This is a genomic window from Mucilaginibacter sp. NFR10, from assembly GCF_900100445.1.
Taxonomy (GTDB): domain Bacteria; phylum Bacteroidota; class Bacteroidia; order Sphingobacteriales; family Sphingobacteriaceae; genus Mucilaginibacter; species Mucilaginibacter rubeus.
Genome location: NZ_FMTV01000002.1, coordinates 256,787 through 280,392, shown reverse-complemented (window position 1 = coordinate 280,392; position 23,606 = coordinate 256,787). Strand labels below are relative to the sequence as shown.

Genomic DNA, 23,606 nt, shown 5'->3' with positions numbered 1-23,606 from the left:
AATTTAATCGTTGTCAGCATCAGCTTCTTCGGGATGATCTTTAAAATATTCCCGTGCCTTTTTTAAACCTGTGGCTATGGCAATGCCTTCATCGCCGCTTTCCTTCAAAATTTCATTGGCAATTTCTACCGCCTTTTCCCGCAATTTGGGAGGTTGATTTTTGTAAGATGGCGGGTAGTCTCCGTTATACCAGGGCATGCTTCCTCCTTTTTAGGTAACAACAATTACGATGAAGATTTGATTGCAAAAAGTGTTGATTGAGCGGCAAGAAGTTCAAAGCATTTCTTCAAAAGATCATTCGAACTACTCTTTCAAATACTTGCGAATAATATTCTTACGAGAGAAGCGGCCTGATTAAAAGTTAAATTCTGATAACGCTTTTCTGTTAGCATGCATTTGCATCAGCTTACTTTAAAAAATTGTTCAAGTAGGTCAACACCGTTGTTGTCTGCATCATCAGGCTTACATGTCCTTGCGAAGGGACAATGGCCAATTGCGATTTTGGCATTGGTGCTAAATCAGCAGAAACGCCGCCGCCTAATAATCTATATGTTTTTGCCAATTCAATTTTGTCCAGCCCATCGTTATCACCGGCTATGATCAATACCGGAGCAGAAATTTTCGAAATATTGTCATCACCGAAGTCGAACGGCTCCTGCGCGAAAGCGATCATCTGCCCTATAAACTTTGTCCATTTTGTTTTATCTGATGCTATTGCATCGTATGCGGTTTTCATAGGAGTATTCATAAAAAGCCCGGGCTTCCAGGATTTGAAAGCATTGGTTATTTCAGGCAGCCATCCGCTACTTTTATAAGTAGAAGAAATGATCACTAATTTTTTTAACCGTTTAGGGCTTTGTAAAGCAAACTTGTAAGCCACAGAGCCACCCATACTATACCCTGCTACGTCGGCACTGTCAATTTTCAGGTAGTCCATAACTCCTTCCACATCATTAGCTAAGGTAGCATATGATAACTTTCTATCCGAAAACGGTGTATGCCCGTGTCCCTGTAATTCAATGGCAATTACTTTCCTGTTTTTTGATAGTTCAGGGATCAATTCGGCCCAGTTTCCTTCAATTGTCATAAAAGCACCATGTAGTAAAATGAGCGGTTTACCCTCGCCATATACCTCATAATAAACTTTGATACCGTTCACAGGCGCGTAGCCACCGTTGGAAGGCTTGATTTGTTGTCCATTTGATCGTGATGTTGCAAACATAATTACAATTAACAGTATTGATTTAAGAGGGTTAAGTGCTTGGAGTAAATTTTTCATGGCGGTTAAGTTTGATTTTATTAACAATACAAAGATGGAACTCATTTCAGGGTTTGATAGCGTACAAAAACGACTACTTAGGGGACAATTGCGACAAAATATGCTTGTAAGCGAGGAAATGATTCTGCCTGCTCCCCGTTAAAGAAGATCAAGCATGGAAGCAAGTAAACATGAATCTGTAAAAAGAAAACCCTCTAAAATTGTAATTTAGAGGGTTTGATACTTGATATCGCTTTTTGTCGGGATGGCAGGATTCGAACCTGCGGCCTCCACATCCCAAATGTGGCGCGATACCGGGCTACGCTACATCCCGTTTTTTTATTCAGCCTGCGCTGGCATACTATTTCGCCAATCAGAAAAGAAAACCCTCTAAAATTCAATTTAGAGGGTTTTGATACTTGGTATCGCTTTAGTCGGGATGGCAGGATTCGAACCTGCGGCCTCCACATCCCAAATGTGGCGCGATACCGGGCTACGCTACATCCCGTCTCCCTGATTGGGTGTGCAAAAGTATGATTTTAAATTAAGTTGCAAAATTTTTTTTGAAAGATTTTGCAAGCCTGCCTATAATCTGCTCATTAACAAAATATTGCCTTAAATTAAATTCTTTATGGTTTCTCAAAATACTGAATAACCCTGTTATTACACTTGATTTCCCTCCAAAAAACTTAAAAAAGGATTGCATGTTGTTATGCTATAGCTGTTCAAATCCATGAATTTATATGAACAACAGCCTTACTGGCTAATAAAAAATGGCATAATTGCCTCCTACCCTTCTCTTCAAAAAGATTTGAAGCTGGATGTGGCCATTATTGGGGCCGGCATCAGCGCCGCTTTAACAGCCTGGCAGCTCCGCAACTCGGGTTTAAGTATAGCTGTTTTTGATAAGCGCCACGTTGGTATGGGCAGTACCGCGGCCAGCACTGCGTTCCTGCAATATGAAATTGATACGCCCCTTACATCTTTAAAACACCTGGTTGGCGAAGCAAATGCCGTAACAAGCTATCAACTTTGCCGCAAAGCTATTTATGACATTGCTGATTTATGTAAATCGCTTAAACCCGCCTTTGATTTTAGCTTGAGGCCAAGTTTGCAGTATGCCAGCTTCAAAACACATACAAATTCACTAAATCAGGAATATAACTTCCGTAAAAAGCATGGCTTTGAGGTACAATGGCTCGAAGCTGATGAAATTGAACAGAAATTCGGGTTTAAGGCTTCCGGGGCTATTTTCTCTGCAGATGGCGGGGAGGTTGATGCATATCTGCTTACCCATGCTTTACTTGCAAATTTTGCCAAAGCCGGTCATAAAGTATACAGCAATACCGATATTAAAGCCATTGAGCATCATAAACAAGGCATAACGCTGCAAACCGGCAACGGCTCAGTTATCAAAGCTAAAAAGCTGATTATTGCATGCGGTTATGAAAGTTTAAAATACGTCCCTAAAAAAATAGCCGAAATTAACTCAACTTACGCACTGGTTTCGGAGCCTTTGCCCGATGTACGTTTTTGGTATAAGAACAGTTTGATTTGGGAAACTGCTGTACCCTACATGTACTTTAGGGCTGTAAGTGAAAACCGCATCCTTGTTGGAGGCCGCGATGACCAGTTTCATCATCCGCATATACCGCCTTCTGTTATTAAACGAAAGGCGGACATGCTACAGCAGGCTTTTCTCAAAAAAATGCCGCACATCCCGTTAAAAGCTGATTTTAGCTGGGCCGGTGCTTTTGCGATCACTAAAGATGGCTTGCCTTACATTGGCTGCATTCCCGAAAGACCGAACACTTATTTTGCGCTTGGCTTTGGAGGTAATGGTATCACTTTTAGCGTAATTGCTGCCGAAATTATCCATGATCTTATCCTGGAGAGAAAGAACGAACATGTTCAATTGTTCAGTTTTAACAGGTAGCGCGTTTTCAAATAATAAAAGCCGATATTTAACCTTGAAATGACGGATCAATTACCCAAAATATACCTTTACCGCAGGCTTATACAGGCTAAGTTGTTCATTGATAAAAACTATCATGAACCGATCGACCTGAACGATATTGCCGACGAGGCCTATTTTTCCAAATATCATTTCATCAGGTTGTTTAAAAACATCTATGGTAAAACACCACACCAATACCTCATCCAGGTGCGGGTTGAAAACGCCCGGCTGCAATTAAAAAAAGGCCTTCCCATTGCTAATGTTTGTTATGCTGTAGGTTTTGACAGTGTTACTTCATTTTCTGCTTTATTTAAAAAGATCACCTCCCGTTCTCCTGCAAACTACCAGCAAACAGAACTTAAACGGCAGGCGGAGATGCAGCAATCGCCCCTCAAATTTATACCCGGTTGCTTTGCCCGGGAAAAAGAATGGCTGCGAAATCGCAATTTTCAATAAGCCCGGTTCTTTTTTGATAACGACTTTTGGTTTATCAAACAACATTAACATGATAACCAAATTAAACCATGTAAGCGTATTTGTACTTGACCAGAACAGCGCTTATGATTTTTATGTAAACAAATTAGGCTTTACCGTAAATACAGATGCTGCCATGGGGCCGGGAATGCGCTGGCTTACTGTATGTCCTCCCGGGCAGCCCGAATTGGAAATATCACTCATGGCTGTAACGGAGGGAATGATGTTCGACGCACAGTCGGCACATCAAATGCGCGAATTGGTACAGCGCGGCACCTTTGGGTTCGGGGTTTTTGAATGCAACGACCTTATAGCTACTTACGAAGAGTTAAAAGCGAAAGGCGTTGAGTTTACTAAAGCCCCCACTAAAGAGTTTTACGGCTTTGAAGCCTTATTCAAAGACGACTCGGGTAATTGGTTTTCATTAGGTGAAAAGAAAAGATAAACGCCTGCACATACGATGGCGCAAAACCACCCCAATTATGGCACAAACGACAAGGTGTAAATTTTGATTTTGCATGGAGATTTGTATTAATCAATCTTCAAAACATCATGGAAAATCAAATAACCACCACCCTCCAAACCGATGCACGTATTAACTTACTGGCAGTATTTGAGGATACTGCCAGCAACCTTTTATCAACCATTGCTTTATTCAATGAGCAACAAATTAATATTATACCACCCCACGGCGGATGGACAGCCGGACAGATAGCGGAACATGTTTTTAAATCGGCTTTACAACTTGTTCCGGTACTTACCGGCTCCGACAAACCAGCAGAAAGAGACCCGGCCGAAAAAGTCAAAATGATAAAAGACCTGTTTCTTGATTTTGAGGCTAAATTCAAATCAGCACCAAACATATTGCCATCAGACGGGCCTCACAATAAATCTGAGCTTATCGAATTATTACAAACAGTTATCATCCAGGTTAGAGAAATAATTAACTCCAAAGATCTTTATGCCATTAGTACTGATCTGGTAGTTCCTTTTTTTGGTGAGCTTACCCGGTTAGAATGGCTCTATCTTATTTGCTATCATACTCAAAAGCACATTCACCAGTTAAAAAACGTCGGGCAGTCTTTATGATTCATTTAATGATACCTGCATGTTCCTGGCTACCGAATTTACAACGTAAATAATGAGCCATAGCAAACCGATTAAAGCATACATACTAAGTATAACAAGCGATAAAGTGCTCACAGAAGCGCCTTCATCGCTTGTTTGCATAAAAAGTGTGAGTATAGACAAACCTACTCCGGCACCTAAAAAGTAAGCGGTAGTACCCAGGCTTGATGCCAACCCGTAGTGTTGTTTGGGGATGTTTTTTACAGCAAGTACCGACAAGCTTGTAAAACAGATGGTCATACCTAAACCGGATATAAAAGCAGCGGATAACAGCAGTAAAGCGAGAGAGTAACCTGTAAATACCGCGCAAATTAAAACCAGTCCCCCGGTTAACATACAACTCATACCCAACAACCCGGTTTGTTCGGTTGTTAACCGTTTCATGATGCCGGGTAGCATAAACTTAGCCACAATAGCTGATAAAAAACTAAAAGGTACCAGTAACAAGCCTGACCGTGCTGCGGTGTAATGCATATCTTTTTGCAATAATTGAGATATAATGAAAAGGTAACCGGTAAAAAATGCGCCTAATAAAATGAATACGCCATTTGCGGTAATAACTGATGACGCTTTAAAAACTGAAAGATCGATCAGCGGATTTGCACTCCGGGTTAAACGGACATATAAGAGCCTCATGCAAATAACCACGCCTATGGCACAAAGCATAATAAAAGTATATTGTTGTTTGATATCTGCAAGCTGGTGCACACCATAACTAAGCATCAGCAAACCTATCACCAATAAAATACCCGAAAACAAATCGGGGGATGGCTGCTTTTGTTCAGGAGCGTCATTAGCCAGGGACAGCCAGCCTATAACAATAATAAAAACCAGTATTGGCACGTTGATCAAAAACACCCAATGCCAGCCTAAGTAAGTGCTGATGATTCCGCCAATGGAAAGACCGCTTCCTGAACCAACCGCCGCGAATGAGCTAAAGATCCCGATAGCCTTGCTCCGCTCCAGTTCTTCGGTAAAAGTATGCGTTACTATGGAAAGTGCTGATGGCATGATCAACGCTGCTGCCAAGCCTTGTACAGCCCTCGATAAACTAAGAAACACAAAAGTACCTGATAAGCCGGCACCTAATGAAGTTACCAGGAATAATACCGCACCGGTAATAAAGACCTTCTTTGGTCCGGCAACATCAGACAGCTTCCCTCCTATAATCAGGAAACCACCGTACAATAGCACATAGAGCGTTTGAAGCCATTGAACTTGGTCGTTAGTGACCACAAACTGCTTTTGTATTGCCGGAATGGTGAGGTTAATGATGGCGATGTCAAGCGCTTCGACAAATATGGCCATAGAGGCTATGATCAGGACTTTGTTCTTTTTTTGTGCCATAATTTTGATTTTTGTCCTTTCAAAACTATGTTAATAGAAATTAACAATATTATTTATTATAATTTTGGAACATAATTAAAAATTAAAGCGCTTTAAAAGAACAAACGCCCAATTAACACACCGTTATGGCCCCACAAACAGAACAAGAAAAAGCCGGCATCCAGCTTGATGAAAAAGATTACGAAATATTACGGCTGGTTGAACGGAATGCCAAGCTTACTGTGCGGGAAATAGCTGTTAAGATCAACCTAAGCCCTACGCCTGCGCACGAACGCATTAAACGCCTTGAAAAAGCGGGGGTTATTAAAAGCTATACCGCCATTTTAGATAAGCGGATGCTGAACAAACGCATCATGGTTATTTGCATGGTAACCCTGCGCGAACATAGCCGCAAAGCAGGTGCCGATTTTATTAACGCTGTATTGGAATTTGACGAAGTGATAGAATGCTATAACATATCGGGCGATTTTGATTTTATGCTCAAAATTGTTTCTGAAAGTATGGATAGTTACCATTCGTTTTTTGTAAATAAACTAAGCGAAGTAAAGGGTATTGGCCACTCAAAAAGCACTTTTGTAATGGATATTATCAAAGAAACCAATCATTTGCTTTAACTTACACAATAGCAGCGTTCTCCGTCCGTTTATATGTCCGGATAATTAATCGGTTCAACACCCAGTTTTATCGATTCATTAACCCGGTATATCAAATTGTTATCTTAATTTTAAGCTCAACTAAAACGGCACTTTTATCGTAATTATTACCAACCGGGTTTATATACAGACATATATGACTGCAAAACATTTACTTTTTACTTCCAAAATTATTGGTTGTTTATTAATAACGGTTGCCTTTTTTTCCTGTAAAAAAGATAAAACCGCAGCGCCTCAAACACAAGTTAGTCCTGTTACACTTGGTTTATATGAATACGCCAGCGGGGTAAACAAACGGATCTTTTTACCCATTACGCTGGTAGGCACAAAAGCAGTGACTTATTATACCGTGTTTGATACGGGTTCATCGGGGATGACGCTTGATGCCGCAGGTATCCTGCCTGCATCAATGATCACATCGTCAGGCATCCAGTTTACCGGGGACTCGGTGGTTGTGAACGGTATTACGGTTACTAATACCAAGGGCACAATAAGCTTTGGCGACCAGTTAAGCTCCACAAAAGAATACGGCAATTTAGCCTACGCCAATATCACCATCGGCGACGCACAGGGCAACCTTACGTTAAAAAGGGTGCCATTTTTTTTATACTACAAAATAGTTGATGAAACTGGTGCGCAACTATCGGCCCATGCCAGCGATGTTTTTGGTGTTGGCCCCGGTACAAGTTATGTAACCAGTCTGATTCAGAGCCCGTTAAGATCCTTTAGCACCGGCACAGGTCTTACAAGCGGATTTAAGCTGGCCACGTTAAATAAAAGCTTATTTTCCACCAGTGGAACTTATGTAAGCAATCTGTTAACTATCGGCTTAAGCAACAGTGATCTTTCATCATCCGGATTCATTATGCACCCGCTTTCTTATTCAAACAGCGGCGGATACTCACCTAATATCCCTGCAACTATCACTTACAATGGAAAGACCATCTCCGGACAGATTTTGTTTGATACCGGAACCCCATCAACTACTGTAATTGAAGACAGGCTGGCAACCAATTCAATAGGCAGCCTTCCCGCAAATTCGACCGTAACCATAACTACCAACAAGGGCTTTGTTTATACTTATACGACATCAAGCACCGGAAACCTAACAGAAGTGCAAAATCCCAATAATACGGGTGATTACCGTACCATTTTCAGTCTCGATTTTTTCATCAGTAATGAATACCTAACCGATTATGGCAACCATCAGATCGGGTTAAAAAACAACTAAACATTAATGCTTAAGGTCGATACCATTATCTTCAAAAACCATACCCTCATAATTTCAACTCCTTTTTATACTCTGTCACGAGGTGAGTTTTTCAATGCGCTACAAATTTACAGCGACGCTTTTTAAATAAATCAAAGGATATTAAAAGTCTATTTTTTATTACAGATCTCTGTAACAGCAGTACGGCGGGTGGCAGTGTAAACTATTCCATTTACCATTTCATAGCCAGTAGAAACGCTTTGCGAATAGCGTTTTAAAATAACCCCGGTGTTGTTATCTATGAGCATTGATCCGTTTATCCGGCTATTTAAGCTACCGCCTAAAACCGAAGTTTTATAGGTAACAACGGTAGTTGTGCTGCTTATAGCATAAACTGTATAGTTGGTTTCGGCCGATGAAGTAGTCACCTTCCATGAATAGCCCTTTTTAAGCGCGACGCTTACTGGAAAATCAACCATTAACTGTAGTGTGGTCCCTGGCGACAACCGTTCGGGCTGGATGCCGGCAAAAGATAAAAGTGTATCATTGGCAACAGCCGGGCGTTTTAAATTCAGGATCTCGCCTTTGTTGTTTACTGAAACTATCGATTGATTATTGAACATCTTTTGCAAACCAACCTGGATAACAGAATTTGGGTCGGCAGGTTTACCTGAGTTATATACCAGGTTCTGGTTCATTGCATTTATGGTATCGATAAGCTTATCAGTAGTAATAGTAAAAGAGGCCCCCCTTTCAGAAGCATCGGTTACCTTGTACGTTTTAATAACTATTGAAACCGAACCAACACGCAAAGTTTGGCTGCCGCGCTGTAAAACACAATTTGACTTTGTATTTACCTGCCTTTGAAACTCATCTCCCTGTTTAAATCTGCCCTGGGCATAGGTAACACCGCTCGCAAAAGCTAATATTATAACAAATATATATTTTAACTCAATTGGGGTACTTTTCATTTTGGTATTCTTGTTATAATGCCTTTAATAATTTGACATTATGTCACAGTTAGTGTTTTTTCCTGTTTGATTGGGGTTTGCCTTTTAACTTATCATCCTTCGTTCCCGCAGGCGATATCATTTTAAAGCTCTCGCTTTCGGGAATTTCCGGGATAGACCAGGGTGTAAGATTTTCGGAAGGCTGTAAAAGCGGCACCGTACTTGTTATATCGGGCATTATCGGAATGGGGCCTTTTATAATATTCACCTGGCCTGATACGGTTGGCTCAACAGGCGCTGGCGGCAATTCCGGCGATTCTGGCAAAGGGAGGTCCATAACAGCTGAAAACTGAAGGTCCTGCATTGTTTGCTTTGGCAAATGTGGAGCCTCGGGCGCTTCAGGCGATGGAATTTCAGGTAACCCCGCAGTTGAACCATTAACATCGGGTTGGTCGGGTGCATCAACCACAGGCGGTGTTGAGCCAACTGCAGCCAGCACAGGCATTTGAGTTGCTGAAACAAAGGGCTGAGCAACTACCGGGATATCCGTAAGCGTAAGTACAATCGGCTTACCCGCTGAACCATTGCCTTGAGTGTTTCCTTTGGTAATTGTACCAGGCGTTAATGGCGGCGGCACGTTCCAGTCCGACTGATTATTGCGGCTCTGGGCCATAGTATTACTTAAGCCCCCCCAGGCAACTAATAACCAAATAAAGCATGGTATTAAGCTGTTGAGTCGCCGGTTTCTCTTCTTTTTTTGGACGATGTATGACATTTCCATTTAATTATCTTTATGCAGAAAGCGATTGCTTTCAATACAGTCAGTCAGTTTTATTTGGTGAATAATAGCTTATTAATTTAATTTTTATCGATTGTTAATGAGCAATAATGATTTTAGGTATAGGTTAGAATTATATTGTAAAATCATTATTAAAGTTAATCCTTTTTATCGATTACGGCACACGGCTTTCCAATATATGCTATCTGTATAATACTAAATAGTGTTTCTACATGATATACTTACCTCCAATATTTCATCTGTAAAAATAAGCTTTATGGTGTTACTCCAAAATACCAACTGCTTTGTATTGTGTGAATTTCGGCCTCTCCATAAAATTGTACTGTCAAGCACGATGGTGAAATAATATAAAACAAAGCCATAATGGTTTTGACCAAATTAATTCATCGCGTTTCATCTAAATTAAAAAAACCATGGAAAGTACTTTAAATTACCTCGCGGGCTTTGTTTCCCTAACTTTTATGGGATTATCGGCTATGTATAAATTTAAGCTCGACAAATTGCAGGGAACAGGCAAAATACCCAACATTATCAGTGCCAGGCAACGGCAAATTATGTTTTTCGTGTTAGCCGTATTATCTGCTTTAATAATATTCATCTCCAGATTTTAAAAACACATTAACCGGTAACAACCCCAAGCCCAACGGCTTTTGCTGATAAATATCAAATTGCTATCTTTAACCGGGACCAAAAACCCGGACATGAAATACCCTTTGTTTTTTCTGCTTATTTTGGCTGTAATTCCGTGTTGCGGTCAAAATATTGACAGTTTAGAAAAGGTTGTTTTCAGCAAATCACCCATACAAAAACGCTTAACCGCCGCTACTCAGATTGCCAACTATCCGGCTGAAAAAAATCCGACTAAAATCATTATAGTTGCAAAAGAAGGATTGAACCTTGCACATAAGCTAAACAATAAAAAAGCAATTACTTTACTATCGCAAACTTTAGGAGAAGCTTATTTCCAAACTAACCAATATGATTCCGCATCATATTATTACAACCTTGCCGCGGTTGCACTCAACAAAATAAATCAACAGTACATTTTAACCGATGGTTACTACAGGTTAGCGAAAGCGTATGTAAAATTAAAAAATCATAAAAAAGCGCTTGAATTTTGCATGCTGGCAATTTCGTATGCCCCAAAAACCGGCGACCGTACAGAATTGATAGAAGCTTTAAACCTGGCCGCAACGTTATATGAGGCAAAAAACAATTACCGGGAGGCCTTAAATTACTCCAGGCAGGCTTTCGACATAAACGACTCTTTAAACCTTGCCCGGCAAACAAATGAAAACACCTCTGAAGCCTACAGCCATAAATTTATGGGGGATGTTATGGGAAGTATTAAACCAAACGATTCAGAGCAGGAAATTTTAAAAATCATCGATGTCAAAAAATCATTAAATGATACCCTTGCGCTTTCAATTAACTATTTTAACCTTGGCGTATTGTATAAAAACAAACGGTTATATCTACAATCTCTCGATGCATTAAAAAACAGCCTTCAGTTTGCCACACAAATAAATTATGCAGATATGCAAAGAAGCGCCACAAATGAAATAGCTGATTTGTATGAGCAATTGGGCGACTATAAGCAATCGCTGATTTACTTAAAAAGGCATGCAGCAATTAAAACCTCAGGCAACAGCACCATTGATGAACTACAGGCAAAATACGAAATAAAACAACGTGAAGATCAGGTACTGCAACAACAATTTGAAATAACAAAGCGTAATTACTGGATGGCGGGTATCTGTGTTTTTATACTTTTAATGTTCTTTACAGGCTTTTTTTACTATAAACAAAACAAGCTAAAACAGCGCAATATGGCTATGCAGGCTATAATTGCAGCTGAAGAAAGTGAAAGGCAAAGAATTGCCAGGGATTTACATGATAGTGTGAGCCAAATAATATCGGCGGCAAAAATAAACCTGTCAGTTATAGGCAGTGAATTAGCTTTCATAAATGAAGAGCAAAGAACCCGTTTTGAAAAAGCAATTAACCTTGTTGATTATGGATTTAAAGAGGTAAGAACGATATCACACAATATGATGCCCTGGACACTTCATAAAACAGGGTTAGCACAAGTAATTAAACAATTTATTGAGAATATCAAGAACAATAATATTGCAATAAACTTTTTTTGCCAGGGATTTGATTCGCCGTTTGACGATACCATCGAGATCATTTTATACCGGGTATTACAGGAAAGTGTAAACAATGTAATGAAGCACGCTCATGCCGACAGGGTTGACATTTCACTTATAAGAAGTGATGAAAACATCAGCCTCACTATTGAAGATAATGGCATAGGTTTTGACGCAACCAATCCTGATATTTTTAAAGGCATGGGCTTAAACAATCTAATGTCGCGGATAAATTTTTTAAAAGGCATGGTTGAATTTGATTCGCATCCTAACAGGGGCACACTTGTTTCTATTTATATCCCACTCACCAATAAACCTTTATAAGTTATATTGCATGATAAACCGGTTAAGCTCAACCGGATTTTTCAGATTAAGCTTTTGCATAATATTTTTACGGTGTGTTTCAACAGTATAAATACTTAAGTGAAGATGATCGGCCATTTGCTGGTTGGTAAAATTCTGTTTTATAAATTGTAAAAGTTCAGTTTCCCGCTTAGTAAGCTGGAACTGCTTTAAAAAAGGATCTGGTTCATTAGGCATGGAATTAACAACCGGCTGCTTGCAGGGAAAACACAGTTGCCCTTGCGCTACGGAGCGCATTACCTGTAATAGTTCCGCCTTTTCGGCATTTTTGAACAAGTAGCCGTTAGCTCCTTCAGCTTTTGCTTTTTCAATCAGGTGCTCCTCATTGTATGTAGAAAGCATGATTACCTTAATTTTAGGATAGTAGTCCTTTATGCGCTTAAGTACGTCAAACCCGTTCATACCCGGCATATTGATATCAAGCAATACCAGATTGGGCGTTTTGGTGTGTAACGAATGCAATAACTCCTTACCGTTTGCTGCAATACTTATTACCTCTATATCCGGCTCTCCCTGCAACAACATGTGTAAACCGTTTATAAATAAAGTATGATCATCTGCTATTATTACTGATAATTTTTCCACGGTGCTTTCCATATAATAAATTCACTGTAAATCTATATTTTATCTTTATTTCATAAAATACCAACTGACTTGTATTGTGCATCCCAGCCTCTGTTCATAAAATTGTTCTACCGAAACAAACTTAAATAAATGAAAAGCCATCGCACATCTTATTTATATGAATTACGCTTACCCGGTTACTGTATCCAATATATACCGAAATCTATTAACAGAAAAAGTGATGGAATACTTTATTAGCACATTTATAATAATGCTGATTTGTATAATCGCATTATTGCAGGATAAATCTTATGACAACGGGATAGTTTTACCAAGGCCCCAAAACAAGCGCCCTTATTTAAAAAACAACCAGTTAACCCAATGTAATTATGTTCATCCTACGATTACAAAGGAGCCAGCCAGGTTTATTATCGATAAAAATGAATCACAAACTGAAGTATTTGTTACGCTATTGACGGATAATCTCGTAAATCCTTCAATTTTCAACACCCCTACAACAGTGTTCATCAAGGCCAATCCAACGATTCGTTTAAATATTAGTAAGAATGTTAACTCTGCGAATTGCTTCTGTTTTCAATACCGGATAAACCAGTTTACCCCCTACTATCTATATTTCGGGCAATGTTTTAACAAGCAGCAGGATAAATAGTTGACAGCTTGGTGCATGTATTTTCTATATACGCAATGACGAAATATCTGAGATAAAATAGATTTTCAAACATTTTTGATTAAAAAACCATCAAAATTTAGATTAAGAAAAAAAATAATTAATTATTTTTTTCCTTAATCTAAATATAAAAAGCCACGACCGGTCATTATTATTTACAAGAATACTGCATCAAAGAAATAAATCACCTTCAGGAATAATAAACCCCATCTACATAAAATAAATAACATACTCACAATCAATAACTTAAAAAAACAATCATTTAAGCTAATATTAATGATAAAAGCTTTTACCAAAAAATCATTCAATTTCGTCGTCCTGTAACTTTTTTTTTACAAAAAAATATTATTATTTTTAAAAGCCGAAACAGTTAAGCTTTTGTTAAACATGTATTCAACATTAAAAAACAAAATAAGCGCCTTTTTTGGCTCCTATCACTCAATTATAAAAAATAACTGAGTAATAGTACGTGATATTTCGCATCTTTTATCCATATTCCTACCTCAACCATTCCCAAAAATAAAAATCATATAAAATTTACATGAATTTTATATGAAGAATCTAAAAAAACCGTCATTTTATCGAAATTGAAGTAACGTTTTATCACTTTTTTTATCAATATTTAAATATATAATTGAAATATTAAACTTTTTTCAACTTTTTTTTCATTTTATTACAAAAATCGTAGTTTTGGGTATTAACTAAAACTGATTTTTTAACAATGAAAAAACTCCTACTCGCAAGCTGGTGTTTGTTCATGCTATTTATTAGTGTGGTACATGCACAAAACAAAACGGTTACCGGCCGGGTAACTTCAAAAGACGATGGACTACCGCTGCCAGGCGTGTCCGTAAGAGTTGTAGGTACCACACTCGGTACACAAACAAATGCAGATGGTAAATTTTCTTTATCTGTTCCTGCCTCTGCAAAATCTTTAAGCTTTAGCTTTATCGGTTTTACATCTCAAACAGTTGAAATCACTTCAGCACCATTAGATGTTAAACTAACAAGCAGTGCTAACAAATTATCAGAAGTGGTAATTACCGGTGCTTATGGTACCAAACAGTCATCACGTTCGGCTTCTTATGCGGCACAGGTGGTAAAGTCAGATGCACTTAATACCATACGCCAGCCTAACGTTAATAACGCGTTGGCCGGTAAAGTTGCAGGTGTTCAGGTACGTAGCCAGTCAGCTGCAGCTTTAGGTCGTAATACCAATATCAGGCTGCGTGGTGCTACCGGTTTTGGCAGCGGCAACAACCCTTTATATGTTGTAGACGGTACTATAATGCCAAATGCCGACGATTTGAGCAATGACGACATCGACAACATCAGTATCCTGAATGGTCCTGCAGCATCTGCTCAGTTCGGTTCACAAGGTGCTTATGGCGCTATCGTTATCTCAACTAAAAAAGGCAAGAAAACAAAAGGCGTTGGCGTTGAATTAAACCTTGGTGCCAATTTCGACAAGGCTTACATCCTGCCTAACTACCAAAACAGTTATGGCGGCGGTGCTTCTGCCGATTTTATCCAATACCATTGGAAAGATGGTGACCCTGAAGGATGGAAAGCTTTAGATGGCAAATATTACCCGGATTATACAGACGATAGCAGTTGGGGACCTAAAATGGTTGGCCAGGAGTATATCCCATGGTATGCATGGGCTGCTGGTACCAAATATTCTTTCAAAACTGCGAAATGGACCCCTCAGCCAGATAACGCCAAGGATTTCTTCCGTACCGGTGTTTCTTTAAATAACAGTGTGGCATTTACTAAAGCGGCTGATGATTACAACATCAGGATGTCATACAATAACCAGCACACTACAGGTATAGTGCCTGAAACCTGGCTAAACAAAAACAACTTCACCTTAAACGCCAACTACGATCTTAACAAACACCTCACAGCAGGTGCAAGTATTAACTTTTCGGGTACACAACTTCATGGCCAGATCAGTGATGCATACGCAAGCGCTTCAAGTGGCTCGTTCAACTCATGGTTCCACCGTGATTTGGACATGGGCATCATGAAAGAATTACAGGATCTAAAATCGCCCGACGGCACTTATGTGAGCTGGAACCACCAGAACCCTAACTCATACGATGCCTCTAATCCAAGCTCGTTTTATGCAGGCAACTACTGGTATAACCCATATTTATGGCAAAAACAATGGCAAAATATGAATACCCGTGATCGTTTGTACGGAAATATCTACTTACAGTACAAGATCAATAATGATCTTAGCTTCAAAGTTACCTACCGTCGCAACCAAACCAACACCTGGAACGAAGGTAAAATTTCATCTGAAATACAGGCAAGCGGCACTCAAACAGGGCAAAAAGCAGGTTATGGCACTTCAACGTCTTACTCAAACCGCGAAAACTACGAAACCTTGCTTAACTATGATAAGCAGATCAAAGATTTTCACATCAATGTTAACGCCGGTAGCGACTTTTATAACTGGAGCTATAAAGATAACGGCGCCAACACCAACAATGGTTTAAGTGTTCCTGACTTGTATACCCTGGCAAACTCTGTGGATCCGATCAGCGCTAGCAATACCAGGATCCAGGAGCAATACCGTGCGGTATTTGCGAAAGCTTCTGCCAATTACAAAAGGATTGTATATGCTGATGCGACTTTACGTAACGACTGGTTTTCAACCATCTCTACTATAAACAACGCTAACTCAGTGTTGTCAAAATCATTTGGTGGGTCATTCGTATTCAGCGAGGTATTGCCTGAATTTAAAGACTGGTTAAACTATGGTAAAATAAGGGGATCATGGGGCCAGGTACCATTAGCTTTAGGTAACACAACCGAAACATTTGGTGCATACAGGAACAATACACTATACGGTATCGCTCCAAATAAATGGAATGGCGCCTTATTGCAAGGTGGCCCAACCCAATTTGTTGACCCTGCCTTACATGGCACAACCACTACTTCAAAAGAAATTGGTTTAGACTTAGGTTTCTTTAACGACCGTTTAACTTTTGGCGCTACTTACTGGGCTGCAGATGACAAAGACCTTCCATTGGGCTTAGCGGTTAACGCTGCCAGTGGTGTATCATCTATCCTGACCAACGTAGGTTTGATCAAACGGAGAGGTTTGGAGATAACTGCAAGCGGTACCCCTATCCGGTTACCAAACTTTAGCTGGACAATTAATGCCAACTTTGCACAGTTATTGGATAATACAGTAGTAGAGATCAGCAATAAATACGGTGTTGACCGTGTGCAGGTTGCAGGTGTATGGGGTACAGACATGCCTTATCTGATCAATCAAAAAGGCAAATGGTGGGGCCAAATTTACGGTAACGGTATCAAACGTAACGCTGCCGGGATCCCAATCCTTACTTCATCCGGCGCTTACATCAATGATCCTAACGTATATTTCGGCAGTGCATTGCCTAAATATACCGGTGGTATACAAAATACATTCACTTTATTTAAAGAGTTTGTGTTGAGCGCAAATATCGACTATCAGTTTGGTGGCAAATTCGCTTCATTATCAAACCGTTGGGGGCAGTATAGCGGTTTAACGGCTAATACGGCGGCACTTAACGATAAAGGCATGTCGGTACGTGACCCTGTTGCTGATGGTGGCGGTGTTAAAGTTACCGGTGTTGATGCCGACAATAAAGCCGTGACCTATTACGTCGACGCAAAATCATACTATCAGGGTTTAACAAACAATAAAACTTACGATCCCTACATCTACGACTTGACTTTCATCAAACTTCGTGAGGTTGCTGTAGGTTACAACCTGCCGATTAAAAGATGGGGTTTAGGAAATGTATTCCAATCGGCAAGGATTGATTTAACCGGCCGTAACTTATTGTTGATATACGCTAAATCTAAGGATTTCGATCCGTCGGAGATCACCGCGACAGAAGGTGAAACTGCCCAATACCCAGGCACGAGGGGGTTTGGTTTCAACCTAAAAGTAACATTCTAAGCGAACAAGGATTATTAGACTAAGAAAAAATGAAAAAGATATATCTATATACATTAGCAGGCGCGTTCGCCTTTTTAGGCGCGGGTTGCAATAAGCTAAAGGATTTTGGCGACGTAAACAACAATCCTGCAGCAACAGTAACGCCAATCCCTTCGGCCTTGTTATCAAACGTTGAGGCAAATTTGGGTGGTTATGCATCAACCGGTACCGAGGCAATAAGCGGAGGCCAGTATGCTCAATATTTTACTGAAACACAGTATTCAGGTACTTCATTGTACAACCTCCCTCAAAACGGCTTTACCGGCAATTACGCAGGCAATCTTAATAACCTGCAGCTTATCATTAACCAAAACCCAAGTAAAAACATGGTTAATGTGGCTAAAATACTGCAGCAGTATATTTTTTGGATAGTGACGGATTCGTGGGGTGATGTTCCCTACAGCGACGCACTCAAAGGGGCGGCTAACATATTGCCTAAATATGATTCCCAGGAAACCATTTATAAGGGCATACTTACCACGCTGACTACGGCTATAAATTCGTTTGATTCATCGCCAATAAGCGGTGACATCATTTATGGTGGTGATGTAGCATCATGGAAAAGAATGGCAAACTCTCTTAAATTGCTTGTTGCAATTCAAATGTCAAAGGTAACCGCTTCTTCTTCCATCGCATCTGCTGCTACCAACGAAGCTATTAACCCAGCTAATGGAGGAGTGATTACTACTACCGATCAAAACTTCAAACTTCAATATCCTGGAGGTAATTACAAAAGCGCATGGTGGAACCTGTATAACGGACGTAAGGATTTTGCCGAATCAAAAACCCTTACCGATTATACCGCGAGCACCAGCGATCCGCGCCAGGCAGCTTTTGGCGGCGAAAGTGAGCAGGCGGGTAACGTTACAACATCAAATATTGGCGTTCCATACGGCTTAGCGCGTTTAGCGGTGACCTCTTTTACCGACGCTAACCCAAAATGGGCACGTGTTTTACGCGGCGACTTCAGGCTTGAAAACGGATCAGTAACCCTGATCACAGCTGCAGAGGTGTGGCTGGCAAGGGCCGAAGCTGTAAACCTGGGCTGGATCACCCCAACAACATCTGAAACAGTAGCTATCGATTTCCAAAATGGTATAGGTGAATCGTTCGTACAGTGGGGACTAACATCTGCTGCGGGTAAAACTTTCGCCCAAGGCTTGGGCACACCTAACATTCAGCTAATTTCAACTCAGCGTTGGGTGGCAAGTTATCCTGATGGCCATATGGCCTGGGATATCTGGAGGAAAAGTGGTTACCCGGTTCTTACTCCCGCTCCTGATGCTACAAACGCATCTAAGCAAATTGTAAGGAGGTTCGTGTATGCTACTTCAGAGTATAACACTAACGGCGCAAACGTTAACACGGCAGTTGCACGCATGGGCGGCGATACTCAGGATACAAGAGTTTGGTGGGATGGTGGTAAATAATCATTAAAAAAATTGACACAACATGAAAAAGAATATATTTATTAAGTATTTGCTTGTTGCCGGTATCGCATCTGTTGCCCTTTTTTCGGGCTGCCGGAAAGAAACTGCCGCCGATAAGGTTGGCGGCCAGGCAGCTGATAATGGAAAAACACTCATTGGTTTCCCTAATGGCATGATTAATGCAACTTTCTTTGAGCCATTCACCAATGTAAAAACCGTTAATGTATTTACACTAAAAAAAGATGCAAAGAGTGAGGCTGAATTAAACAAAGCCCAAACTTTTGTGCTTACATCTTTACCTGACGCGCTTACAAAATACAATGCAAAAAACGGATCATCTTACGAGTTGTTACCACAATCGTTTTATACATTGGGCAACGCAAACACTACACAGGCAACCAACGGCGATCTGACCTTTAAGTTTGCTTCAGGTACATTTGCGGAAGATTTCATTATAAAACTTAATGGAAGTAAACTGGATCTTTCAAAAACCTATGGTTTGGCTTACAAACTTACCGGAACTGATGGTTTAGGAGTTCACGCCGCCAGCAAGGATACCCTTTATGCTTTTTTTAGCGTAAAAAACAAATGGGATGGTGTTTATGAGATAACCGGCACAATGACTGATAAAGCTAATGCTACCTTAGGTCATATCAATGAGTACTTGTCAAGTGCAACCAACACATCGGATCCGAAAGGCCCTATGCAATTTGAGTTGAGAACAATATCTGCAACGAAATGTGAGGTTTATGATAATTACCTTTTTGGTGGTAACTACATGCCGATAAGGTCTGGAACCGGTGCCAGCTATTATGGTAACTTTGCCCTAATAATCGAATTTGACCCTGCCACCAACAAAGTTGCGGCTGTTACAAATTATTATGGCCAGCCGGCTTCCAATACCAGATCTGCAGCATTAGACCCTTCTGGCGCAAATGCATATGATCCCGGGACTAAAACTATTGATATTATCTACAATATGTTACAACCAAGTGTAATTACGACTGCTCCATATATCAGAGCTACCTGGACTGAGAAATGGAAGTATATCGGTTCACGTTAATAAAATCAAAAAAGAGCCGTTTTGCATTGCATAATGCGGCTCTTTTTATATCCTGTTACATCACATAATTGATGACATACTGACCTTATTAAACTAAATAAATCCGTATTGAATTGGGGTTTTAATAATTATTATAAACACCAACACTTTTAACTGCAGCTTCGTTCTTTTAGTTAATAGTTACAACAAGAAACCGTACACCGTAAGCTCGTGTACGGTTTTCCCTGTTATATCCCGGTTGTCAGAAATTCGGATCAAAATTAAAACAGATCGGGTTTGACAATCCTACCATATTCCCGCTCAGTGCTGCCGATTGCGGCACTTGTGGGTAAGGTGTAGACGGCCCTTCAACCGTAACCCGGTAATAAGTACGGCCGGCTATTGCCGGTGTATCAGTAAATTCAATCATGGGCGTTTTGCCTTCCATTTTTAAAGTACCAAACGGGTTGCCGTTTTTTACCACATTGATAGTGTAGGTAGTATCCTTTATACTGTTTCCGGTTAACTGAACTTTAAATTTAACCGGCTTACCGGTTGCCTTCACGTTATCCCCCATCATCAGATCCATTTTATCGTCGCCATTTAAATCGGCATAAAACTCAACACGGGGAGCATATGGGTTTGAACTTATGGATACCCGTCCGTTGGTTAAGGCGTCAATAACAGCTTGCTTAGTACGTGCAGTTGCAAATACCCAGGTAGTAGGCGTTCCTGCATAATTGGCTTTAGCCTGGTAAGTATTAGGGCCTGGTTTTTCGTCCCCTACAGGCACGCCGTGATGTGCATCGCTCCCTCCCCTGCCGGTTAGCTTTCGGCCCGATGACAGCATATCATCCCAGATCATGATCGCATTGGCATTTTTTGACCAGATGGCCGAATTCCATACTTCGATAGAATTAACCATATCATACGAATACCCAAAATGATCTTTACCGCTGGGATGGTTTGCCGACAGGTGAATACCAAGTTTATTTTTTATGCGCCCCACCACAGTATCGCGCTGATCGCGCACATCGTATAACTGCTGATGATCATAAGGCCTGGCCGAAAAGGCGTTGCCGTGGCCGCGGGTAGTTGTCCATTCGGCAGCGTAAAGCAGCAATACCGAATCTGATTTAAACTCCGGATCAGCCCAGGTATTGTGGGCTACGTCGCCTTCTACATGATTATCGTGATCGGTAATAGCCAGGAAATCGATCCCTACCAACTTGCAAAAAGTAATGATCTTGCTGATTGAATTATTTGACGACTCCTTGCTATGCCTGGAGTGCATATGCAGCTCGCCTTTAAGCCAGACACCCTGACTGAGACTGGCCGGCGGCGGCAGTGTGCCCAGCGGTTTGGGAGCCCAGGGGTTTACATGGGCCGATTGCCCCAACGCCGAACCGCTGATGCAGCCCGCAACCATAATTATTAAACCGGTTTTAATTAACAGTCCAATGTTCCTGTTAGTGCTTAGTACCATAAGTAATTTTGTCGATCTTTTTATTTTGTAATACTTTCGGCAGCCAACTTAGCCCACTCATGTTAGCTCACCGTTAACAAGAACAAATGATATAAAAATGTGACAGTGAAGCAAAAACCGAAACACCTGCTTTTATTTTTATTTGACTGAAAATTAAAGCTAACATCCCACAAAACATTTGTAATTTAGAGTTAAGCGATTAAAACCACAAACTATACCTATGAGCAACCCGACAACAACACGCTGGCCTAGGCTCGATTACCATGACCTTAAAGATACCCTTGCAAGTGTCCATATGTGGACTCAAATCATAGGTAAAGTAAGGTTACAGCAAATGCCCTGGATCAATCACTCCTAGCAAGTTACGCTGTATGTAAGTTCAACTGGCCTTACTACGGGGAGCATGCCGTTTGAGTGCGGTGTTTTTCAGATCGATCTTGACTTTATCAGTCATATGCTGAATATATCCACCAGCACTGGCGAAAAGCGGTCATTTGGGCTTGGTACCGGCAGCGTAGCCGTTTTTTACAGCTCCCTGATGGATAGCATCGCTTCGGTTAACGCGGGAGTGGAAATATATGCCGTACCAAATGAAGTGGAACCAGCTATTCCCTTTGCCGAAAACCATACACCCTGTAAGTATGACGCATCCATCATGCATGATTACTGGCAGGCGCTGGTGCGAATCCACAATGTTTTCACCGAATTCAGGGCCGGGTTTCAAGGAAAAAATAGCCCGGTACATTTCTTTTGGGGAGGATTTGACCTGGCGGTCACCCGCTTTTCGGGCAGGCCTGCACCAAAACACCAGGGCAGCGTTCCCAATATGCCCGCGATAGTAATGCAGGAAGCCTATTCGCAGGAAGTAAGCTCATGCGGCTTTTGGCCAGGCTCAGATGCCTTCCCTCATCCCGTTTTTTACGCATATTGCTACCCCACTCCCGAAAATTTTGCCAAACAGCAGGTATCGCCTCCCGAAGCATTTTACAGCGGGGAAATGGGTGAGTTTTTATTGACCTACGAAGTTGTTTCCCGATCGGCCGACCCGGAACGGACTTTGCTTCAATTTTTGCAATCCACGTATGACGCCGCGGCTAAAACGGGTAATTGGGATAAAGATCTGCAATGTGATTTGTCGGCATTAAAGAACGCATGAGATAAACATTGAGAGGACTCTTTCGACAGACCCTGAGGAAGCTGTTCTAAGAACCTGGAAATACATTTCAATTTGCTATTATGCAAATTATAAGTTAACTTTATTTAGCAATAATTATTTGATTATGAGCCAATTTCCAGATCCTGACGAAACCCCAACCCCTGAAGAAGACAGTGGAAATATCCCTGATATATGGGATATCAAAACATCGGGCAAGGGTCGTGTGGGCAGGTCTGACATTAACCTGGATGAGGCCATGCCTTGTGCCGAAGACAGCGAGCCTTATTGGGAAGGGGATATAGGTACACCCGGTTTATGGGATGATAACGACCTGTCATCGTCTGATCAGGCGGATTATCTGGGATCGGAATAGTCAGGAAGCTATAGTTGCAATAGCAAAAGCTATCCCCATAACTATGGGCGAAAAAAATATTGCCCGTAAACAAAGTACGTAAATATTCCATCTATCATCGTTTTTCTTTGTGTTTTGCTCAATCCGTTCCTGGTAATTGATGATCTCAACTTTGTAAAACCTCAGGATCCTTTCATCATCAGCAATATCCTTATGGAAAAATGCCTTATCAAAGTATATTTTGGGGCTTGTACCTGGCAAAAGATATTCGCTTGGGGTTAAACCTTGCAGTACAAACATTAAACCTACTATCAAAAAATAAAAGATCCCTACAATTGCTGTAAATAACAAACTATCCAAGTGAGGTGTATCCTTCCATTTTCCGATAGCATAAGCCACAAGACCAATTAAAACACCTGAAACCAGGGTTAATAATCCGTTTGATCGTTCATAAATACCCTTTGCCGTTTCTATGGTGTAGTTATATGATTTTTCGGCCTGTTCAAATATGAACTTTGCATCTTCCAGGGTCAATTTATTGAGCCATTCCTTTTTTTCCTGCCAGAAGTTTTCCATATGGATACTTTTAACCTAATTTA

The 23,606-nt window shown here is 40.7% G+C and carries 19 protein-coding genes, 2 tRNA genes and 1 pseudogene; 12 read left to right on the top strand and 10 right to left on the bottom strand.

Going from position 1 to position 23,606, the window contains the following annotated elements:
* Positions 1–3: 3 nt before the first annotated feature.
* The 4 genes from BLP33_RS09075 to BLP33_RS09060 all read right to left on the bottom strand — a co-directional run bounded on the left by BLP33_RS09075 (position 4) and on the right by BLP33_RS09060 (position 1,766).
* Positions 4–198 carry a DUF2188 domain-containing protein gene (locus tag BLP33_RS09075; RefSeq protein WP_090526743.1) on the bottom strand — a complete coding sequence of 65 codons (195 nt, stop codon included), beginning with the start codon at positions 196–198 and terminating at the stop codon, positions 4–6.
* 208 nt (positions 199–406) lie between these two features.
* Positions 407–1,279 carry an alpha/beta fold hydrolase gene (locus tag BLP33_RS09070; protein ID WP_090526741.1) on the bottom strand — a complete coding sequence of 291 codons (873 nt, stop codon included), beginning with the start codon at positions 1,277–1,279 and terminating at the stop codon, positions 407–409.
* Between the two features lie 239 nt (positions 1,280–1,518).
* Positions 1,519–1,592 (bottom strand) — tRNA-Pro (locus BLP33_RS09065).
* Between the two features lie 100 nt (positions 1,593–1,692).
* Positions 1,693–1,766, bottom strand: a tRNA-Pro gene (locus BLP33_RS09060).
* Positions 1,767–1,991: 225 nt separating this feature from the next.
* Here BLP33_RS09060 and BLP33_RS09055 point away from each other — a divergent pair.
* From BLP33_RS09055 to BLP33_RS09040, 4 genes are all read left to right on the top strand, one after another.
* Positions 1,992–3,194 carry an NAD(P)/FAD-dependent oxidoreductase gene (locus BLP33_RS09055; protein ID WP_090526740.1) on the top strand — a complete coding sequence of 401 codons (1,203 nt, stop codon included), beginning with the start codon at positions 1,992–1,994 and terminating at the stop codon, positions 3,192–3,194.
* 39 nt (positions 3,195–3,233) lie between these two features.
* Complete coding sequence (locus BLP33_RS09050; protein ID WP_090526739.1) at positions 3,234–3,671, top strand: helix-turn-helix domain-containing protein; 438 nt, start codon at positions 3,234–3,236, stop codon at positions 3,669–3,671.
* 49 nt (positions 3,672–3,720) lie between these two features.
* Complete coding sequence (locus BLP33_RS09045) at positions 3,721–4,134, top strand: VOC family protein (RefSeq protein ID WP_090526737.1); 414 nt, start codon at positions 3,721–3,723, stop codon at positions 4,132–4,134.
* Positions 4,135–4,241: 107 nt separating this feature from the next.
* Positions 4,242–4,778 carry a DinB family protein gene (locus BLP33_RS09040; protein WP_090526735.1) on the top strand — a complete coding sequence of 179 codons (537 nt, stop codon included), beginning with the start codon at positions 4,242–4,244 and terminating at the stop codon, positions 4,776–4,778.
* Here BLP33_RS09040 and BLP33_RS09035 read toward each other — a convergent pair.
* The gene (locus BLP33_RS09035) at positions 4,773–6,164 is read right to left on the bottom strand and encodes an MFS transporter (RefSeq protein WP_090526733.1); all 1,392 of its coding nucleotides are present in this window, start codon (positions 6,162–6,164) and stop codon (positions 4,773–4,775) included. The two genes, BLP33_RS09040 and BLP33_RS09035, sit on opposite strands and share 6 nt — an antisense overlap.
* Positions 6,165–6,289: 125 nt before the next feature.
* Between BLP33_RS09035 and BLP33_RS09030 the strand changes: the two genes are divergently transcribed.
* Positions 6,290–6,778 (top strand): Lrp/AsnC family transcriptional regulator, encoded by a 489-nt coding sequence (locus tag BLP33_RS09030; protein ID WP_090526731.1) that lies wholly within the window; start codon positions 6,290–6,292, stop codon positions 6,776–6,778.
* A gap of 175 nt (positions 6,779–6,953) precedes the next feature.
* Positions 6,954–8,048 carry a pepsin/retropepsin-like aspartic protease family protein gene (locus BLP33_RS09025; protein ID WP_090526729.1) on the top strand — a complete coding sequence of 365 codons (1,095 nt, stop codon included), beginning with the start codon at positions 6,954–6,956 and terminating at the stop codon, positions 8,046–8,048.
* A gap of 149 nt (positions 8,049–8,197) precedes the next feature.
* Here BLP33_RS09025 and BLP33_RS09020 read toward each other — a convergent pair whose 3' ends face one another.
* Both BLP33_RS09020 and BLP33_RS09015 read right to left on the bottom strand, forming a co-directional pair.
* On the bottom strand, positions 8,198–8,998 hold the full coding sequence (locus tag BLP33_RS09020; RefSeq protein WP_090526727.1) for a hypothetical protein: 801 nt from the start codon (positions 8,996–8,998) through the stop codon (positions 8,198–8,200).
* 49 nt (positions 8,999–9,047) lie between these two features.
* Positions 9,048–9,650: a hypothetical protein gene (locus tag BLP33_RS09015; RefSeq protein ID WP_090526725.1), complete on the bottom strand. Its 603-nt coding sequence runs from the start codon at positions 9,648–9,650 to the stop codon at positions 9,048–9,050.
* Positions 9,651–10,477: 827 nt separating this feature from the next.
* Here BLP33_RS09015 and BLP33_RS09005 point away from each other — a divergent pair.
* Positions 10,478–12,250 carry a tetratricopeptide repeat-containing sensor histidine kinase gene (locus BLP33_RS09005; protein WP_139159964.1) on the top strand — a complete coding sequence of 591 codons (1,773 nt, stop codon included), beginning with the start codon at positions 10,478–10,480 and terminating at the stop codon, positions 12,248–12,250.
* Here the strand turns inward: BLP33_RS09005 and BLP33_RS09000 are convergent.
* Positions 12,245–12,886 carry a response regulator transcription factor gene (locus tag BLP33_RS09000; protein WP_090526719.1) on the bottom strand — a complete coding sequence of 214 codons (642 nt, stop codon included), beginning with the start codon at positions 12,884–12,886 and terminating at the stop codon, positions 12,245–12,247. The two genes, BLP33_RS09005 and BLP33_RS09000, sit on opposite strands and share 6 nt — an antisense overlap.
* A gap of 1,376 nt (positions 12,887–14,262) precedes the next feature.
* Here BLP33_RS09000 and BLP33_RS08990 point away from each other — a divergent pair.
* The 3 genes from BLP33_RS08990 to BLP33_RS08980 are packed head-to-tail and all read left to right on the top strand — an operon-like array spanning position 14,263 to position 20,034.
* Positions 14,263–17,502: a SusC/RagA family TonB-linked outer membrane protein gene (locus BLP33_RS08990; protein ID WP_090526715.1), complete on the top strand. Its 3,240-nt coding sequence runs from the start codon at positions 14,263–14,265 to the stop codon at positions 17,500–17,502.
* A gap of 29 nt (positions 17,503–17,531) precedes the next feature.
* Positions 17,532–18,971: a SusD/RagB family nutrient-binding outer membrane lipoprotein gene (locus tag BLP33_RS08985; RefSeq protein WP_090526713.1), complete on the top strand. Its 1,440-nt coding sequence runs from the start codon at positions 17,532–17,534 to the stop codon at positions 18,969–18,971.
* Positions 18,972–18,993: 22 nt separating this feature from the next.
* Positions 18,994–20,034 (top strand): DUF1735 domain-containing protein, encoded by a 1,041-nt coding sequence (locus BLP33_RS08980; protein WP_090526711.1) that lies wholly within the window; start codon positions 18,994–18,996, stop codon positions 20,032–20,034.
* 241 nt (positions 20,035–20,275) lie between these two features.
* Here BLP33_RS08980 and BLP33_RS08975 read toward each other — a convergent pair whose 3' ends face one another.
* Positions 20,276–21,499 carry a CehA/McbA family metallohydrolase gene (locus BLP33_RS08975; RefSeq protein WP_090526709.1) on the bottom strand — a complete coding sequence of 408 codons (1,224 nt, stop codon included), beginning with the start codon at positions 21,497–21,499 and terminating at the stop codon, positions 20,276–20,278.
* Between the two features lie 220 nt (positions 21,500–21,719).
* Here BLP33_RS08975 and BLP33_RS08970 point away from each other — a divergent pair.
* Together BLP33_RS08970 and BLP33_RS08965 are read left to right on the top strand one after the other, a co-directional pair.
* Positions 21,720–22,655, top strand: a pseudogene (locus BLP33_RS08970) (DUF5996 family protein).
* Between the two features lie 124 nt (positions 22,656–22,779).
* Positions 22,780–23,028 carry a hypothetical protein gene (locus tag BLP33_RS08965; protein ID WP_090526707.1) on the top strand — a complete coding sequence of 83 codons (249 nt, stop codon included), beginning with the start codon at positions 22,780–22,782 and terminating at the stop codon, positions 23,026–23,028.
* Here BLP33_RS08965 and BLP33_RS08960 read toward each other — a convergent pair whose 3' ends face one another.
* Positions 23,029–23,583, bottom strand: coding sequence for a hypothetical protein (locus BLP33_RS08960; RefSeq protein ID WP_090526705.1), 555 nt, complete (start codon positions 23,581–23,583; stop codon positions 23,029–23,031).
* Between the last annotated feature and the right edge of the window lie 23 nt (positions 23,584–23,606).